Origin of the sequence: Kocuria atrinae C3-8, assembly GCF_000286355.1 — a bacterium.
GTDB classification, from domain to species: Bacteria; Actinomycetota; Actinomycetes; order Actinomycetales; family Micrococcaceae; genus Kocuria; species Kocuria atrinae_A.
Genome location: NZ_AJXN01000126.1, coordinates 1 through 17,333, shown reverse-complemented (window position 1 = coordinate 17,333; position 17,333 = coordinate 1). Strand labels below are relative to the sequence as shown.

Here is a 17,333-nt window from a genome sequence, read left to right as displayed (position 1 = left end):
CACAGGTTGACACCCTGCGGAATGTGCACTTTTACGGACTGAAAAGATCGAAGGGCAGTTTTCCGGACTGGAAAGTTGGGTGCGCCGCTGCCTGGGCGCAGCTAACCCACCAACTCGCTAACTCCCCCCTAACTCAGTAACCCACTAACCAGCTACCCCAGCCGCTCGATGTCGGACAGCTGCTTGAGGCGGAACAGCGCAAGCAACAGCATCACGGCGATGAACCACCAGGCCGCCATGCTCAGCGACATGTACTGCAAGAGAACTGCCAGCAGCACAGCCGGTAACAGGCCCTGGAACATCCACGCGATCCGGGTGATGGCTGACAGGTCCCCTATGGGTGTGACCACGCCGGTCATCATCTCCGCGGGAAGGGCCCCGACACCGCTCAAACTCAGCTTGATGAGGGGCGGGAGGAACAACAGCACCAGCAGCGCCGCGGGATCAATCGACGTCCCTAGGAACAACAGATCCCCCACGACGAACCCCAGGCCCAGGCTCACCGCACTCAGAATCATAGGCGCCATCAGGTGCCGGGCAGACATACCCCAGACACCCTGCGGCAGAATCCGATCCGCGCCCACGGACTCCAGATAGTCACCCAATCCCTTGGCCAGCGCACCGAAGACCCACTGCAGAATCACAACTGCCAGAGCCACGAGCAGCGGTTGAGGGCCGAAAATTGTCACCACTGCCCCCGCGCAAAAACTCAGGAGCAGCGCAGACATGAGCCGGAAGGGCCGACGCACCAGCGACATGGCATCCACAGCCAGTGCGTTCAGCCGGGAGTTCGAACCGAGGGGCAGGCAAGAACCCCGGAAGAACCGTCGCGCCTGCCCACCGGTTGATGCAGCAACCTTCAGATCTCCGGCAAGGAGCCCAGCAGTGAGCAATTCCCGCGAGCGCAGATCCGCACGCAAGCGCGCATCGGTGACCCGATCCAACGCCGTCGGGAGCAACAGCAGCACACACACGGCACCGACCAGCACCGCGCCAGTGAGCACCGCAGGTAACCACTGGTCGAGGTTCATCCCGGAGACCAGGCCCAACATGCCGCAACCCAGCCCCGCGAAGACAATGCGCGCCCACGTAGCAAACCCCGAACCGCCGAGCACGACTCCCGCGGCGAAGAGTGCCGCCGTTCCCACGCCGAACGCGGTCACCAGCAGCGCATCATCAACCTCCATGCGCAGCCCGACAGAGATCAGCGCAGACACCAGGCCTACGCACGCCGCTACCCCGAGACAGATGCGCACCGTCCGCCGTGGCGCAGTCCCGCGGAGCCCGAATGGACCTTCCACGAAGTAAAAGAGTTCCTGCGCGGACACGACCACCGGTCCGTAACGGGTGGGCAACCACGGCGCCAATAAAACAGCGAGCGAGCCGCTCAGGAAAAAGGCGGTCAGGACCGAGTCGGAACCCGCCGCATATCCCAACTCGCGTATCCCAAATACTCCGTACCAAGCCAGCGGCCCGGCGAGGTACAGCCAGTACAGGAGGTTCTTGTTACCGGTCTGCTTGGGTCCGAGCACGCGTTGCGCTGCAGCCATATTGCTCCGCCGAGAGCGGGGCGTGAGCGTGGAATCGCCGTCGGAAGGTGCCGGTCGAGAACCTGCAGCCATCTCAACCCGTGACTTCCAGCGCCACGTGACTGTCCGCGAGCGCCTCCGTGAAGTGCGGGTCGTGCGTGGCCATGACGACGGCGCCGCCGTTGCGTTTCTTGTGCAGCAACAGTTCCACAACCCGGGCCCGCCGCTCAGTGTCCAAACGCTGCTCGGGCTCGTCCAGAATGATCAGCTCGGAGGGTCGGATGAACCCGATGGCAAGGGACACGAGCTGTCGTTCCCCCGAGGACAGTTCCAGCGGGAAGCTGTCGCGGATCCGGGCGATTCCGAGTGCCTCCATAATGCGCTCCGGCTCGGTCGTGCCCGGAGATGCACCCCATGAAACGCATACGAAGCGCAGGTGTTCCAGGACCGTGAGGTTCTCAAAGAACGGCGGATCGCCCAGCACCGTGGCTATCCCGGCGCGTTGATCAAGGGATTCCAGCCACCGCACTGAGCCCTCGGTGGCCAGATCTCGGCCAGCCAGAATTTTGAGGAGCGTGGTCTTACCTGAGCCGTTGGGGCCGGTGAGGACCACGCCCTCACCGGCGGCCAACGAGAAGCTCACCGGAGCCAGGATCTCTCGACCCGAAACGGTCTTGGATACGCCGCTGACTTCGACCAATGCTCCGCTCATAGTCCGACCACACTAACCGAGCGAAGGGTCGCTACTTGCTCCGCGACGAACCGCGCCAGGCCGGTCCGGGCCAGAGGCGATTATTTGCTCCGCGTCACCGGATCCTGATCGGACCAGGGGAATACGATCCACTCGTCGGTGGCCTTCCACGCGTAGTCCGGGCGCACTACCGACTGAGGCTTCTCGTAGACCACGGCGGAACGGCACTGCGCGCCGTAGCCACTGAGCAGTTCCAGAACCAGGGCCAGGGTACGTCCGGAATCGACCACGTCGTCCACGACCAGCACCTTCTTGCCGCTGATCGACTCGGTGTCCAGCATGGGCGCGAGCAACACGGGATCGGGCAGGGTCTCGTGAACGTCCGTGTAGAACTCCACGTTCACCGCGTCCGAGAGCTTGACGCCCATCGCGTAGGACAGTGCACCGGCGGGCAACAACCCGCCTCGAGCCACGGCAATGATGATGTCCGGAATGAAATCCGAGTCGACGATCATCTGGGCGAGGTCACGGCTAGCGGTGCCGAAACCTTCCCACGTGAGTACTTCTTTGGTCTCTAGGTCCGCGGAGTCAGCGTGATAAGCCATGTCCGCAGGTTAGTCGCTCCGGCTCAAGGCCGCCCAATAGCCCTACCGAAGCCACCATCGGGCAGGCTCCCCGCCTCCACGACGGCGCCCGATCCGTGCCGTGATCCCGCCACAGTCCGCGATCTGACCACGCCACGGACGACGACGCCCACGCGCCCGTATCGGCCACCGGCACGTGGGCATCTGGCACCTAGATCATCGATTGATCGATGCGGAAGCCGTCCGCGTCTTCTGCATCGTCCGCAGCTTGCACGCGACCGCGATGAGCAGCACCAAGCTACCCGTCAGCAGCAGCTGGGTCCGCACCACGGGGTCGGAGAAGCCGAGCACGAAGATCAGAGCAATCAAACCCAAGGCCAAGTAGGAGAGGTACGGGTAGCCCCACATGCGGAAGGAGAGCTGACGACCGGCACGGTCCGAGCGGCGTCGGAGAATGATCTGCGAGATCAGGGACAGGGTCCACACGACCAGTACGGTCGAACCGATGGTGTTCAGCAGGAATCCGAGCAACTGCTCCGGCCACAGGTAGTTGGCACCCACGGTCAGGAACCCCACGATCACGGACGCCACCACGGCCGCGCGCGGCACACCCTGTGCGCTCAGCTTCGAATACCGCGCCGGGGCGTAGCCGCGCGAGGACAGCGAATACAGCATGCGAGACGCGCCATAGAGGTTGGCGTTCAAAGCGGACAACAGCGCCAGCGCAATCACGATGGCCATCACGACCTGCGCACCGGGTAGTCCGACCTCGCTCAACACGGCCACGAACGGGCTGGAGGACAGGGATTCGTCGTTCCACGGCAGGATGATCACCATGAGGGTCACGGCGCCGATGTAGAACACCAGCAGGCGCACCACGATGGTGCGGATCGCCTTGACCACGTTGGTCTTGGGATCCTCGGTCTCGGCCGCGGCAACAACCACGAGTTCCGTACCACCGAACGCGAAGACCACGATCAGCAGCGCCGCGGCCACACCCGTGAAACCGTTGGGGATGAAGCCACCGTGCTCCGTGAGGTTGGTCAGCCCCGGCGACGGCGCCGGCAACAGTCCCAGCAGCAGGGCCACACCCACCAGCAGGAACACGACAACAGCACCCACCTTGAGCAGCGCGAACCAGAACTCGGACTCGCCGAGCGCCTTGACGCTGATCAGGTTCACCGCGGTGAAGATGACCATGAATGCCAGGGCCATGAGCCACTGCGGAATGACGGGCCACATCTCGTTCAGGATCTGCGCGGCGGCGGTGGCCTCCGCCGCGATCACGATGACCAACTGGACCCACCAGAGCCACCCCAGGGTTTGCCCTGCGGTGCGACCCATGGCCTGCTCGGCATATAGCGAGAATGCGCCGCGGGCGGGCTCTGCCGCTGCCATCTCGCCCATGGCTCGCATGACCAACACGAGGATCACGCACGCAACCAGGAACGAGATCAGCACGCCGGGTCCGGCCACGGCAATCGCGTTACCCGTTCCGACGAACAGCCCGGTACCGATGGCCGAACCCAACGCCATCATCACCAGGTGGCGGGTCTTCATGTGGGTGGCATCAGACTTCTTGAGGTCCGGGCTCGGAGTGGAAGGTGTTGGAGACATGACATCCCGATCAGTTTTAGCTGCGCGCTCTGCTGTGGAGAGCGGCGACTTATGGCGTAAGGACACGAAGAATTCCTTTCGGGCCTGCACCAACAGTATGGGCCGGGTGCATGCCAGGAAACCGGGCGAACCCGGTACAGAGGGTGGGAGAGATCAGCGGATCAGGCGGCCGGGAAGGCCGAGCGGTCCTTGAGGACCTCCAGCACCCGCTCGTTGGTCGCGGGATCGGCCAGCGTGATGCGCACGCCGTCCCCCGCGTAGGCGCGCACCAGCACATCGGAGCGGTCGAAGGCGTCGACCAGCGCTTGGCGCAGGTTCTCGCCAGCTCGCAGCCACACGAAGTTCGCCTGACTGTCCGGGACGTCCCAGCCGGCCTGGCGCAGGGCGGCGACCATACGACGTCGTTCGGAGACCACCGCGCCCACGCGCTCGCGCAACTGCTCCTGGGCCTCGAGCGACGCGATGGCCGCTTGCTGCGCGAGCGTGCTCACACCGAAAGGCAGGGCGACGCGGCGCAGGGCCTCAGCCAGATTCGGGTGGGCCACCGCATAGCCGACGCGCAGCCCGGCCAGCCCGTAGGCCTTGGAGAAGGTCCGCAGCACGCACACATTGTTGTGGGCGCGGAACAGGGCCAGCGCGTCAAGGGTCTCGGTGGCGTCGAGGTACTCGGTGTAGGCCTCATCGATCACCACGAGCACGTGGGTCGGAACCTTGGCCAGGAAATCCCCCAATGCATCGTGCTCCAGCGCGACCCCGGTCGGGTTGTTGGGCGAGCACACCATGACCACGCGGGTGTCCTCGGTGATGGCCGCGAGCATCGCGTCCAGGCCGTGTGCCTCGTTGGCATCGAGCGGCACGGGAACAGGGATCGCACCGGTCAGGCTCACCAGGATGGGGTAAGCCTCGAAGGAGCGCCACGCGAAGACAACCTGGTCGCCGGGGCCGCACGTGGCCGTCAGGATCTGCTGGAGCACGCCCACACTGCCGGGGCCCACGGACACTGCAGTGGATTCCACGCCCAGGAAGTCCGCCAGACGTTCCCGCAACTCTGTGGCGGCCATGTCCGGGTAGCGATTCATTCGTCCGGCGGTCCGCTGCACGACGTCCAGCACGGCGGGCAACGGTTCGTAGTGGCTCTCGTTGGACGCCAGTGCCGCGGTGAGATCGCCGGTTGCGCGGCGGCCGGCAACGTAGCCGGGCAGTTGGGATACGACGTCGCGCACGCGCGGTTCGTCGCTCTGAAGCCCGGAAGTCTGGGGCTCGGAGGTGTAGGGCTGGCTGGTGGTGGAGCTGGTGGTCATCAAGGGGCCTTTCAGATGGCGCGGGCCCGGGTTACGGGCGACCGTTGAAACGTTGGCTCGCTGTGTGAGCCACGACACGCTGAAAAGATGGTGATCCTCCATGAGCGATCTGCGCAATACTTTAATTTTGAACTGCGTTAAATGCTCATTGCTTCCGCTTTAAAGTGACACAATGCACACCATGTACCAGCTCGACCCCCTGGATGCCCGCATTCTCATGGCCCTGGACAAGGATCCGAACGCCACGATCCTGGCCTTGGCTCAGACCTTGGGCGTGGCTCGCAACACCGTGCATGCTCGGCTCCGCCGCCTCTCCGAGGGCGGGGTCATGGGTCCGGTGAGTCAGCGGCTCAACCCACGCGCGCTGGGTTACGACCTGATGGCCTTCGTGGAACTCTCCATCCGACAGGGCACCAGCGAGGACGCACAGAAGGCCCTGCTGAAGATCCCCGAGATCATCGAAATCTATGCGACCACCGGCGATTCTGACCTTCGCGTGCGCTTGGTCGCCAAAGGCACCTCGGATCTGCACCGGATCACCAACTTGATCCTCGAGACTCCGGGACTGCTGCGCACCACCACGTCCATCTCACTGCTCGAGGCCATGCCGTTGCGCATGTCCAGCCTGCTGCAGCGCGAGGCGGACCGGGGTAGTCGACTCCGCACGGACCCCCGCGGTTGAGCACTCGCAGCAACTCGCGTCGATTCGCGTTGACTCGCGTTGTTGGGGCCAAGGTCGGCCCGACTGCGACCAGCTCGCCCCGGGCTCAGCCCTCCGAGCCCCGCACCGCCCGCAGGTGCAGCACCAGCCCAGCCACCATGCACGCGGAGCGGAACGCCTCGCCAATCAACACCCACAGAGCCATGCTCACCGCGGTATCCGCACCGGAAACCAACGCACCACCGACCACCAGCAGCATCTGCACCGCCGCAATCACCGCGAACATCCGCTCGCGACCTCCGAGCATCATCACGTTGCTCATGGCCGAGGTGATCGCATTGATCACCGTGGACACCACCAGCACCACCGACGCCGCCCACGCGCCCTGGTACTCGTCGCCCAGCACGGCCACGAGCCCATCCGATCCGACCACGAACAAGAACGCCAGCAGGCCCAGCGGTACCACCAGCGAACTTCCACCGGCCTCCACCAGCAACTTGATCAACGCGGCTGGCTTGCGCAGCGCCACGGCAATGCGCGGGGCGAAGACCGTGGCCACGGCCGAGGTTCCCATGGCACCACCGGACTGAATCTTCTGGGCCACCTCGTACACACCAGCTGCCGCCAACGACTGCCCGCCGATCACGAACATGGGCCCGCGCACGCACAGCGATGTCAGCGCGTTGCCGCTCCCACAGTCAGAGCGGGGCGCACGGGATGGCTGCGTGGGCGGCGTCGTCGGGCTGGGGCGCCCCGGACGCATGCCGAGGAACGTATATGGGATCCGGCTCGGGGACGGCCCTCGCGTGCCGTCCTGTGAACGGGACCTCCGAGGCCGACGACGCCGCGCGGCGTCGTCGTGCGCGGCCCTCCTGAACCGACGGCGAGGCGGCGTACAAAATCAACGTGACCAGCACGAACGCCATGACCTGCGAGGCGATCAGCCAGTCCGGTGCGAGCACCGAGGTGACCAGCGCACCCACCAGACCGAGGGCGGCAGCACGATGGACTCCATGAACTGGCCCAGCAGCGGCCAATTGCGCGCTTGGCGCTGCACCACGAACAACCGCTGGAACGCGGAGGCCGTGGCGACCACCCCGAGCGCCAGGACCCAGCCCCACGGGCCACCACCAACAGCCAACGCAACGCAAGCGGCAGCGAGCAACAGGAAAGCCACCGACCACACCCGCGCCAGCGCTCCGGCGTAGCGTCGACCGAGTTTCACCGCGAGAGTGTCCCGACCTTCAGCCCACAGCGGGGACTGCGAGCGCAGCCCCATGACGTCCAGACCGAGGGGACCCGCCATGCGCGCGACCAGCGCGACAGCCCACAGGATGCCGTTGAGACCCACCTCGGTGACGGAGAAGCGCAAGGCCACCGTGCAACCAGCAGCATCTGGAGCACGGCCCCGCCCACGCGGATGCCGAGCACCAGGATGGACTGTTTGGCAGCGCTCATCGGGGCACCCGGTCGCTGGGGAGACCCAGACCGACGAGGTGCCTCACGAGGGGTGACGGGGGGACTCGTGGCGGCGCCGCCCAGCGCCGTCCGAGCCGCGGGGGCTTCAGTCACGGTTCAATCGCGCCCTCACCACGAGCCAGACGAACTTGGAATTGCCCACCAGGTAGCGCTTGAACATACGCCGCGGTTCCTGGAGCAGACGCCAGGACCACTCCATGCCCATGCGCTGTACGAACTTGGGGGCGCGGGAAGTGATGCCGGCGACCACGTCGAAGGAACCACCCACGCCCACACAGATGGCTGCACCCGTGCGGTCCTTGTGGGCGAAGACGAAGTCCTCCTTGAGCGGCGAGGGCACGCCCACGAACACGATGTCCGGGTTGCTGCGGGCGATTTCGTCCGCCATTTCCTGATCCGTCATGTCCTCGCGGCGCCAGAATCCGTTGTGGAACCCCACTACGTTGGCCCCTCGTGCGAGGAAGCGCCAGCGCACTTGTCGGACACCGTGTCCGTGGCGCCGAGCAGGTAGATGCGGTAGCCCTTCTCCGCGCTGGCATCCACCAGGCGGTCCATCAGGTCGATTCCGGCCACGCGTTCGGGCAACGGTGCGCCCAACAGTTTGGAGGCCCACACGAGTGATTGGCCATCGGCCGTGACCACTGTGGCCGTGGCGAACTTGTCGACCAGTTCTTGGTCGTGGCTGGCGGAGACCAGCTTGGCCGCGTTCATGGCCAAGTGGTTGTAGTGGCCCGAGTCCTTCTCGATGAGGTCCTCGATGGTCTCCACCGTCTCGTCCATGGTCAGTGGATCCACGCGGGCACCGAGCAGACGGTTGGTGTGACGCGGTACGGCACGCGGCTTCCGGCGAGTGATGTGGGGATTGAGCAAGCTCATGACTGTGCCTCCTCTGACTCGGAACGAGCCCGGCCGCTGCGTTCGCTGCTGTCACCGTTGTCGCTGCCCATGAGGTCCACCCAGCGGCTCAGCGCGTAGCTGGCGTGGGCCTGGTTCCAGCGCATGTGGGGTAGGGATTTGGGGTCATTGCGGAAGCCGCCGTCGGTTCCCTGATGTGACATGAGGTGTCGGATGGCGGGTTCCGGGTCGATTTCCAAATCCCCACGACGGACTAGTCCCGCGAGGAACCCCACGGTGGTGGCCACGTTGTGAACGTCGTGGGACGCGTGGGTCTCGTCCGCGTTGTAGACCGGCAGACCGTCCAGGGTCATGCAGTGGGCGTACCAGTACGCCAGACCGCGCTCGTAGGAGTCACCGATCTCGAAGCCCTGCTGTTTCAGGAAGTACAGCGAATCCAGCACGTAGATCGTGTGGAAGCTGTCGATCCATTCAAGGCCCTTGCCCTCGCCGTACGCCCAGGAGCCGTCCGGGGCTTGAGCCTCCACGGTGCGGGTGATTGCCTGCTGGATGAGATTCCGGTCCCCACCCAGCAGCGCCAATGATTCGGCCGCCAGCAGCGATCCGTTGTGCACCAGTCGATCGGAGGCCTCCGTGTAGCGGAAGAAACCGTCCGGGTGAGCGAGGTTCTCGAGCCAGGTGGTGGTTTCCCCGGAGACCTCATCCAGCCGGTCCATGGCCGCAATCGCGCGCAGGGCAAAGACCGTGGCCACCACATTGGGCGAGTTGGCCAGGTAGTGCGCCCACCGGGTCTGAACGTCGAACTCATAGCCCCACGGGCCACTTCCGCGAGTGCACAGGATGCGAGTAATCAGATCGTGGGCCGGCTGTGGGTGGCCTTCGCAACGCTCGGCCATCGCAAACAGCGCGAGCGCCTTGGTCATGGTGACCTTCGGAACCCGCGTGGCCGAACGCAGCGAGTGCCCCAGTCGCTTGTGGGCCTGAACCCACACCTGCCGCGGCAAACGGCCCTTCAACAGCGGAGCCACAGGCGACAACAATCCGTCATACGGGTCCGTACCGGTGAAATCGCGGTCCCGCGCGAAACGCAGCGCCGCCTCCGCCGAGGCGCGTATGTCGTCCCCCAGCGTCTTGTGCAAAATCTCATGAGCATGGAAGCTCATTGGTCCCCCTTGAAAACGGTCCTTCAGTAGCGCAATTCCCCCGAATCCCGCTACTGAACCTCTGGTCTCGCTACTGCTGTTTGCTCAGCACATCCGCGTACACCTGATCCAGTCGTTGCCGGTATTTGTCGATCTGGTATTCCTCTTCCCAACGACGCCGCGCTGCCCGTCCCAGCGCAAGCCTCCGTTCCGGATCCAACAGCAAGCTTTCCAAGACTCGGGCGAGAGTCTCAGCGTCTCCCGTGGGAACGATCCAACCGCTCTTGCCGTCCTCAATAACCTCGCCAACGGCTCCCACATTCGTGACTACTGGAGCAAGCCCCCAGGCCATGCCATCCAACAGTGACATGGGCAGATTCTCGCCGTAGCTCGGAAGCACGAGCACACTAGCCTCTGCCAGCCGTTCGGAGATCTGTTCCGGGCCGATCCAGCCGGTCGTTTCAATTGCCGGCGTGGACTCCAGCAACTTGGAGATTTCCCCATCGGGGTCATGCAAATCACCAGCCAAGACCAATCGGGACCTCAGATTCTCCGGAATCATCGCCCATGCTTGAAGTAGCTCAATCACGCCCTTACGCCGAGTGAGTTGGCCGCTGAACAGCACCACCGGCTCCTCGCGATCATCCGGGATCTCATCAGGGCCGGGGACGGCGTTCGGTACCACGTAAAACTTTTCCTGGGGAACATCCAACGACTCCCCGATGTAGTCCCGCCAGTATTCGCCGAGAACAATGATGCCCCCGGCTCTCTTGAACATGTCGCTGACCACACGTCGAGCAACTGGGTTCAGCCCTTCCAGAAAGACATCGAACCTTCCACCATGAACATGGAGAACGTACGGCCTTTTGCGCGCACGAAGGGCATATACGAGCGCAAGCTTTCGCCAGGTGCTGATCTTTGAGGCTTGGTTGAAGTGGAACACGGTGTCCGTTGACACGGGGCCGATGCAGGCAGTTACGGCCTGCGCAAATCTCCGGAGTCGCGTAGGGACCGGGCCCGGCGTTCCCCCTGAGTCCACGAACCGGATCTGTGTACTATCCGATTGGGTCCTTGAGAGATAACCCATGAGCACACCAATTCCTCCTGCGGAATCAGGGACTGCCCCAAGAACTATTGCGTGATTCACTGGGCCTCCTGGTAACGACGTCTTCCGTGAACCTTCCAATAGGTCGTTGATCCCGAACTGTCGGGACCAGAACCATCAGGGCCATGTCCGTGCACAGCGTGACCCTCATATGGTTGACCGAATGAACTCTCCCTTAGATAAACGGCGGTAGCGATACCAGCCATCATGAACACCGGCCCGAACATGGGGGGGCCCGTGAAAACCGGAGCAGCAATGGACTCGATCAGGAGCTGAGCCATCCACGCAACCACCACCGCGCCAAGCCACTGCACATATGGCTGGTTGGAATGTCTCATCAGTTTCCAGGCCGGTCGAATGATCAATAGCAGCCCCACCAAGTAGCAGAGCAATCCGATGAAGCCGGCCTCTGCCAAAATGGCCGGCCAGAAGGTGTCCGTGAGGTATCCACCTCGTTCACCCGGCCCCATTCCGTAAATGCGCGTGTAGCCGAGCTCGTCATACAGAGGGCTGTAGTTGGAGGAAGCCACCGCGGAACCGAATCGCCCGAAACCCACTCCGAGGGGGAATGCTGCAACTGCAAGGATCACTGAATCGATGGTCATGGTCGTTCGCGCGGTGGTATCCACGTTGCTGAAGTATTCGTTGTAGGTGCTCGTCACGACCTCCACGAGCGGTTGCCACGCAAGGATCAGTGCCAGCGGCAGAAGAACTAAGAGAGAGACGACAAAACGGGTTCGCATTCCGGGCAGAACCAGTCTCGAGCCAATAGCCACAATCGCCACGGAAGCGATGGACTTACGCCGGAACGTAAGGATGCCCACCACGCCAGTGGTCACCATCAAGACGAAAGATAGGACTGACCGTTCAACTATTCGCCGGTAAGCAAGAATCGCAAGAAAAGCCATCCCCATGGTTGATCCGAGCCCCACGGGGTGGTCGAAAATCCCGGTCAGGCTAGGGATCCCCAGACGATAGCTCACGGGCTGTCGACCGACGATCGAGTTCCACGCCTCCGGAGCCATGGCGTTGACCAAGGCAGACAACAGCACGACCAAGAGGCCTGCAGTCCCGAACTTGACGATCTTCGGAATATCGTCGCGACGCCAGTCAATTTGCAGGACGCCCAACATCAGAAGCGGACCCTTCAAGAAGAGAAAACCGCTCAATAACCACTCGCTCGGGGGCACATTGTTGAGTACCGCTGACAGCATCCCGAGAATTGCGTAAGCGCCGAAAAACCAATATGCGCCGACGAAGCGGAGGGTGCCGTGGACAAGAATTCGGCGCACTGAGAAGACAACGAACGCGGCGACGACAGCGAGTTCGTCCACGTTTCCCGCAAGAGAACTCTGGGCCACCGTCTGCAGAGTCTGAGCGACAACGGTCGCCACCACCAGTACGGCGGCACCGATCTTGGGCCACATGCCCAGGAGGACGCTTAAAAACAGGCCCAGTAGTATCGCGACCACGGCCGCGGCAGCCATCATCACCGTGGCCACCGGAAATCAGTACGTAAAAGCATGCCCAATCCCCCCTCGCGAAATGGCGCCCCGTACTAGGCGCGGCATTCCGCTTCTCGCTATTGTTGCTTCCCCCACCAACTACGCATCCCCCCGGATGCGTTCGCCTCATCGGCACACGTCAGCAATTCAGCTAGCTACCACTGTAACCGCGAACGGGCACTGCCCGTACGAATCTTGACTTTTCCACAGTCCCCACTGTTGCCCCAATATCGTGAGCTTGTCCACCATTGCGCGGACATCCACGATGCACGTCAGGTGTAGCCGTGTGCTTACCATGGAAGAAATCACGGCGCTACGGGGGAATGCGACACCGTGATCAGGACATACCTTGTGGGCAACATTTACCTCAAGGTTCAGGGGGGACCAAAACTCATCATGAGCCAGACTGCCAATCGAAACACTCGCGCATATGAACGCGGCGAGATCCATTCTTCACAGCTTTGGGGTGCACTGCGCCAGAGCTGGTGGATCATCCTTGTCACCACACTGTTGGGTGCGGCCCTGGGCTTCGCCGCATCAATGGTGCTCGGTACAACCTACACATCCACCGCATCCGGTGTAGTGGTTGCCAATGGCGGCACAAACTCCACTGAAGCGCTGGCCGGTGAAAATCTAGCCAAGTCGAAGGCAGTAACTTTCGGCAGTATCTCGGGAACAACCTCCACGGCCTCAGCAGTCATCGACGACTTGAGTCTGAACGAGACTTCAGAGGCTCTCCTTCAAAACGTCAAGACGACCGTGCCCCTGGAAACATCAGAAGTTCGTGTAGCCGCCACTGCATCGACTCCGGAAGAGGCTCAGCGGCTGGCCGAAACTTGGGTCGATGTGTTGAGCACACAGGCCGAGGAGCTCGGTGACAACGCAGATGAGAACGGAACGACTGTGGAGCTCACCCGTGTGGGCCAGGCTTCGATGCCCCAGGATCCGTCCTCGGTCTCGTCGAGCATGTTGATTGCAGTTGGTGGTCTCGTCGGACTTCTCCTGGGACTTCTCATGGCAATTGCACGCCGCCACTTCAGCAGCCGATAGCCCTGGCGAGATTTCACCGCTTGGAGACGCAGCCAGAACCCCGGGACCACGTAGATGGACCCGGGGTTCTGTGATGTATTCAGATCAAATGTCCCTATAGCCCTAAGCCCAGGTAGTGGGGGCGTTCGGAATACGCTGATCGAGCAATGTCGCTTTTCCATTGACAGTGGCCGGCAAGTCATCCACCAGTTCAAAATCAAGTTTTACCTGATTTTGGGTCCTGCGTACCATGACCTGATAGAAGTTTTCCAACGCCTCTTCAGTTGCAGTTTTTGACGGTTGCACCATGAGAACAGCTTCCCCCGGGACTTCCTGACGGATTCGGAACCGGTAGACACAGGAAAAATCTTCGCTGTGCAGCAAGAAGGACGTAGTGGCATAAAGTTCACCATCAGCTCTAACGAGCCCTTCCCTGCCTCTGCGCGACAAGATGTCCTTGAATACCACCGATCCGTTATTGTCCACACGGGTGAACTCCGCCGAGTCCCCGGTGTCGTAACGCAGCATCGGCTGTCCGCGCCCATCAAGAGACGTAGTTACGATTCTCCCCCGCTCTCCTGGATTTACGTGGCTTCCATCGGGGTTCAGTAGCTCCACATACCCATAGGTTGGGTATGAGTGGTAAAAATGATCATCGTCCATCCAGGCACAGGCAGTCTTTTCGCTCAGGCCGTAGAACACTGCGATTTTGGCGTTGGGAAAGACTCGGCGAAGGACTTCTTCCTGACCCCTGGTGAACTGTTCGGATGCGGGAAATATCCCTCGAATTTGATGCCGCCACGATGTATCAGACGACGTTTCTTCCAGAAGACGAGCCACGAACAAAACCGCAGATGCATACCCGTGAAGGTATTGAATTTTCCGACGACTGATTTCTTTCCAGAAGTAGTCGATTGTCTCCGCCTCAACCGACTGAATTCGCATCAGTAGCTCACCAATGCTGGGCATTGCGAAATGGCTGCGATTATTCGGCAGGTCAGTCCCGCGGAAGTAAGCACGCCAATCGCCGAGCTGGTAACCAGTCTTCGACCAGGCATCCACGATGAATGCCCACTCACGGGCACCTCTATTTCGGTCCAGGAAGAACAAGATCGGTTCCCCCGACGTACCGGAACTGCCCGATACCTCCACCTGTGCCTCATCCACGGCAAGCATCTCCCGATAGTTCTGAGATACTTCAGTCCGACTTAGTATCGGAAGCTCCCTAAGTGCCTCAACGGGTTTCTTCGATCCGTCGAGCACATCGTCGAGCGCGCTGTAGCTATCCCTGTTGGAGTAGTAGGGAGCGTCCTTCGCCATAGACATGGTTTGGGTCAGGCGCCTGTCTATCTCTTGCAGTGACCATGACGCCACAGTATGGGCTTTGTTGATCTCCCGCTCAGTTTTCTCGTACGCCGGTCCGTACCGAAATCTCGGCGGCAAGAAGCGCGCCGGTGCTGCAATAATCTCTCGTTTGCCGGGTGATAGGTGCCCAACGAACTCACGGACTGAAAACACTACGTTCCTTCCCCTGACAACCAGGCCCCCGCCCGCTTGTACATACGATGTTTCGTCCAAGCCTGCTGATTGGCTCAGCCAATTTTGGCACACCTGACTACGGCGTTTGCAGGCATCCCTCAGAAAACTGAAGGGTAGGTTTACGCCCACACCGCAGGCGCATTCGGAATCCGCTGGTCCAGCAGCGTGAACTTCCCGTTGAGGGTGGCCGGCAGCTCATCCACGAGCTCGAAGTCCAGCTCCACTTGATTTTCCGTACGGCGGATCATGAGCTGCCGGAACTGTTCGAGCTCTTCCGCTGTCGCCTTCTTGGACGGCTGCACGAGCAACACGGCTTTACCGGGGGTGTCCTGGCGGATCTTGAACCGGTGAACGCACTCGAACTCGTGCCCGTGCACGTTGAACGGAGTGGTCGAAAAGGTCTGCCCGTCCGCCTTGACCAGGCCCTCGCGACCTCTTCGCGCCAGGATGTTCTTGAACAGTGGTGCGCCCACCTCATCGTGGCCCACGAGTTCCGCCGAGTCTCCCGTGTCGTAGCGGACCAGCGGCATACCGCGTCCGTCCAGCGTGGTGGTGACGATGCGCCCGCGCTCACCCACGTCCACCGGGCTACCGTCCTCGTTCAGCAGCTCCACGTGGCCGTAGAGCGGATACGGATGGTAGACGAAGTCATCGTCGAGCCATGCGAACACGGACTTTTCGCTCAATCCGTAGAACACGGCCTGCTTGGCATTGGGGAACATCCGCTGCAAGACATCGCGCTGTTCGGGGCCGAACTGTTCGGACACCGGCAGCACGCCGCGGATCTTGAAGCGCCACGACGTATCGAAGTCCGCATCCTCGAGCAGCCTGGCCAAGTACATGAACGTGGACGGGTAGCCGTGCAGGAACTCGATGCCGCGCTTCTGAATCAGCTCCCAGTACTGTCTGACGGTCTCCGGACCAATGGTCTGAATCCGGATCACGATCTCACCGGTGCTGTTCATCACGAAGTACGGCCGATGTTGCGGTAAGTCCAACCCGCGGAAGAACACGCGCCATTGGCCCAGCCGGTAGCCCGTGCTTGACCAGGAATCCACCACGTAGGCCCACTCCCGCGCACCGCGATTGCGGTCCAGCAGGAAGAAGATGGGATCACCCGACGTACCCGAACTCGCGGACAGCTCCACGGTTTTCTCCGGGGCCGCGAGCATGTCGCGATAGTGCTCGGACAGTTCCTCGCGGGTGAGGATCGGCAACTCTGCCAACGCCTCACGCGGGCTCACGTCCCCCGAGGCCACGCGGTCCAGCACGTCGTAGTGCTCACGCCGGCCGTAGTACGGTGCCTCGCGCGCCGTCAGGAACGTCTCGGCCAGTCGTTCATCCACGGTGGCCCGCGCCCACGACGGCGTTGCCCGCGCCTTCTCGATCTCGCGGATCGTTCGTTCGTAGATCGGCCCGTAACGCCTCTTGACCGGCAACAACCGCGCTGGCGCAGCCAGAAGTTCGCGCTTGTCCGGCGGCAGATGTGCCACGAATTCACGGATCGAAACCATAAAACCCCTCCCCCATTTCACGGCGCAACCCTGTTTCTCCCCCCGGATCGCAGGGTTGCGCACACGCACCAGTCTCCCCTTAAGTGCGCCCGACGTCACGCCGACAACACAGAATGTATCCCCTTTGTGACTTTTGAGTCACTTCCGTTCGAGCCGCCAAGCGTCAGTCCCAAAGAGCCCAGCAATTGCTGACTAGTGACAACGCTCTCTTAGGCAGTCTTGCGGCAGTGAGACATATGGCTTTTCGCTTCTACCGACAAATTCGATGCTTGACCAGACCATCGTGAATCAGACATTGCCCCTGAGTTCTCCACATCGCACTTTCCGATTCTCCGCGGAGGCGCGTTGGGCAATACCCGGAAGGAAAATGGGGATAACGGCAGGACTTACCGACGCTCACGGTGATAGGCGGCGTGCACTTCTTGTCGACGCGGCAACGCGAGGTGCCCGGGGTGACCGCGGTGATGAGCGAGCACGTCCAAACCGTCTTGCTCCACTCGAGTCATGAGGCGATCCACGAGCTGATTCAGACTCTGACGACCATCCGCCTCGCGGTCGATCTGGTCCAACAACCGCGCGATGGCCTCGGTCTGGGATGGATCCACGAGCTGCGACAATGCAGACACATCCACGTCCTCACGGCCCCGCTGGATGGAGCCCAAACCCCGCCCGCGGGCCGGCTTCTCGCGGAACTCGCCACGATCACCGCCTCGTCGGTCCCGTCCACGTTGGCCGCCCGCGCGGCCGCCGCGAGCGCCGTCGTTCGTCGACGACGACGCCGA

General features: G+C 62.2%; 15 protein-coding genes and 2 pseudogenes. 2 read left to right on the top strand and 15 right to left on the bottom strand.

Annotated elements, in window-relative coordinates; all coding sequences use genetic code 11:
* Positions 1-152 precede the first annotated feature (152 nt).
* From YO9_RS0113115 to hisC, 5 genes are all read right to left on the bottom strand, one after another.
* Positions 153-1,550 (bottom strand): hypothetical protein, encoded by a 1,398-nt coding sequence (locus YO9_RS0113115; protein WP_016997894.1) that lies wholly within the window; start codon positions 1,548-1,550, stop codon positions 153-155.
* Between the two features lie 73 nt (positions 1,551-1,623).
* Entirely contained in the window at positions 1,624-2,241 is a 618-nt protein-coding gene (locus YO9_RS0113110) for an ABC transporter ATP-binding protein (RefSeq protein ID WP_031273296.1), read from the bottom strand.
* Positions 2,242-2,321: 80 nt separating this feature from the next.
* A complete protein-coding gene (locus YO9_RS0113105; protein ID WP_016997892.1) occupies positions 2,322-2,825 on the bottom strand; it encodes a phosphoribosyltransferase in 504 nt (167 codons plus the stop codon).
* Between the two features lie 195 nt (positions 2,826-3,020).
* The gene (locus YO9_RS0113100) at positions 3,021-4,364 is read right to left on the bottom strand and encodes an amino acid permease (RefSeq protein ID WP_016997891.1); all 1,344 of its coding nucleotides are present in this window, start codon (positions 4,362-4,364) and stop codon (positions 3,021-3,023) included.
* Between the two features lie 218 nt (positions 4,365-4,582).
* Positions 4,583-5,722 carry a histidinol-phosphate transaminase gene (gene hisC, locus YO9_RS0113095; RefSeq protein ID WP_223286556.1) on the bottom strand — a complete coding sequence of 380 codons (1,140 nt, stop codon included), beginning with the start codon at positions 5,720-5,722 and terminating at the stop codon, positions 4,583-4,585.
* A gap of 172 nt (positions 5,723-5,894) precedes the next feature.
* Here hisC and YO9_RS0113090 point away from each other — a divergent pair, with 172 nt between their 5' ends.
* On the top strand, positions 5,895-6,404 hold the full coding sequence (locus YO9_RS0113090; RefSeq protein WP_016997889.1) for an Lrp/AsnC family transcriptional regulator: 510 nt from the start codon (positions 5,895-5,897) through the stop codon (positions 6,402-6,404).
* 85 nt (positions 6,405-6,489) lie between these two features.
* Here the strand turns inward: YO9_RS0113090 and YO9_RS0113085 are convergent, their stop codons facing one another.
* From YO9_RS0113085 to YO9_RS0113055, 7 genes and pseudogenes are all read right to left on the bottom strand, one after another.
* Complete coding sequence (locus tag YO9_RS0113085; RefSeq protein WP_223286555.1) at positions 6,490-6,987, bottom strand: polysaccharide biosynthesis protein; 498 nt, start codon at positions 6,985-6,987, stop codon at positions 6,490-6,492.
* 94 nt (positions 6,988-7,081) lie between these two features.
* The gene (locus YO9_RS0113080) at positions 7,082-7,345 is read right to left on the bottom strand and encodes a hypothetical protein (RefSeq protein ID WP_223286554.1); all 264 of its coding nucleotides are present in this window, start codon (positions 7,343-7,345) and stop codon (positions 7,082-7,084) included.
* The gene (locus YO9_RS0113075; protein WP_016997886.1) at positions 7,324-7,761 is read right to left on the bottom strand and encodes a hypothetical protein; all 438 of its coding nucleotides are present in this window, start codon (positions 7,759-7,761) and stop codon (positions 7,324-7,326) included. Before YO9_RS0113075 ends, YO9_RS0113080 begins: the two co-directional genes overlap by 22 nt.
* Positions 7,762-7,947: 186 nt before the next feature.
* Positions 7,948-8,573: pseudogene (locus YO9_RS0113070) on the bottom strand (WecB/TagA/CpsF family glycosyltransferase).
* A 161-nt stretch (positions 8,574-8,734) separates the two neighbouring features.
* Entirely contained in the window at positions 8,735-9,880 is a 1,146-nt protein-coding gene (locus YO9_RS0113065) for a prenyltransferase/squalene oxidase repeat-containing protein (protein ID WP_016997885.1), read from the bottom strand.
* A 70-nt stretch (positions 9,881-9,950) separates the two neighbouring features.
* On the bottom strand, positions 9,951-10,802 hold the full coding sequence (locus YO9_RS0113060; RefSeq protein WP_396350773.1) for a glycosyltransferase family 4 protein: 852 nt from the start codon (positions 10,800-10,802) through the stop codon (positions 9,951-9,953).
* Between the two features lie 200 nt (positions 10,803-11,002).
* On the bottom strand, positions 11,003-12,466 hold the full coding sequence (locus YO9_RS0113055) for a hypothetical protein (RefSeq protein WP_016997883.1): 1,464 nt from the start codon (positions 12,464-12,466) through the stop codon (positions 11,003-11,005).
* A 354-nt stretch (positions 12,467-12,820) separates the two neighbouring features.
* On the opposite strand from YO9_RS0113055, the gene YO9_RS0113050 reads away from it, so the two are divergent.
* Positions 12,821-13,519 (top strand): YveK family protein, encoded by a 699-nt coding sequence (locus tag YO9_RS0113050; RefSeq protein WP_016997882.1) that lies wholly within the window; start codon positions 12,821-12,823, stop codon positions 13,517-13,519.
* Between the two features lie 102 nt (positions 13,520-13,621).
* Here the strand turns inward: YO9_RS0113050 and YO9_RS0113045 are convergent, their stop codons facing one another.
* From YO9_RS0113045 to YO9_RS0113035, 3 genes and pseudogenes are all read right to left on the bottom strand, one after another.
* Positions 13,622-15,016, bottom strand: coding sequence for a phenylacetate--CoA ligase family protein (locus tag YO9_RS0113045; protein ID WP_016997881.1), 1,395 nt, complete (start codon positions 15,014-15,016; stop codon positions 13,622-13,624).
* 140 nt (positions 15,017-15,156) lie between these two features.
* Positions 15,157-16,551, bottom strand: a complete 1,395-nt coding sequence (locus tag YO9_RS0113040; protein WP_016997880.1) for a phenylacetate--CoA ligase family protein — start codon at positions 16,549-16,551, stop codon at positions 15,157-15,159.
* 386 nt (positions 16,552-16,937) lie between these two features.
* Positions 16,938-17,333, bottom strand: a pseudogene (locus YO9_RS0113035) (ABC-ATPase domain-containing protein); the annotation flags it as partial.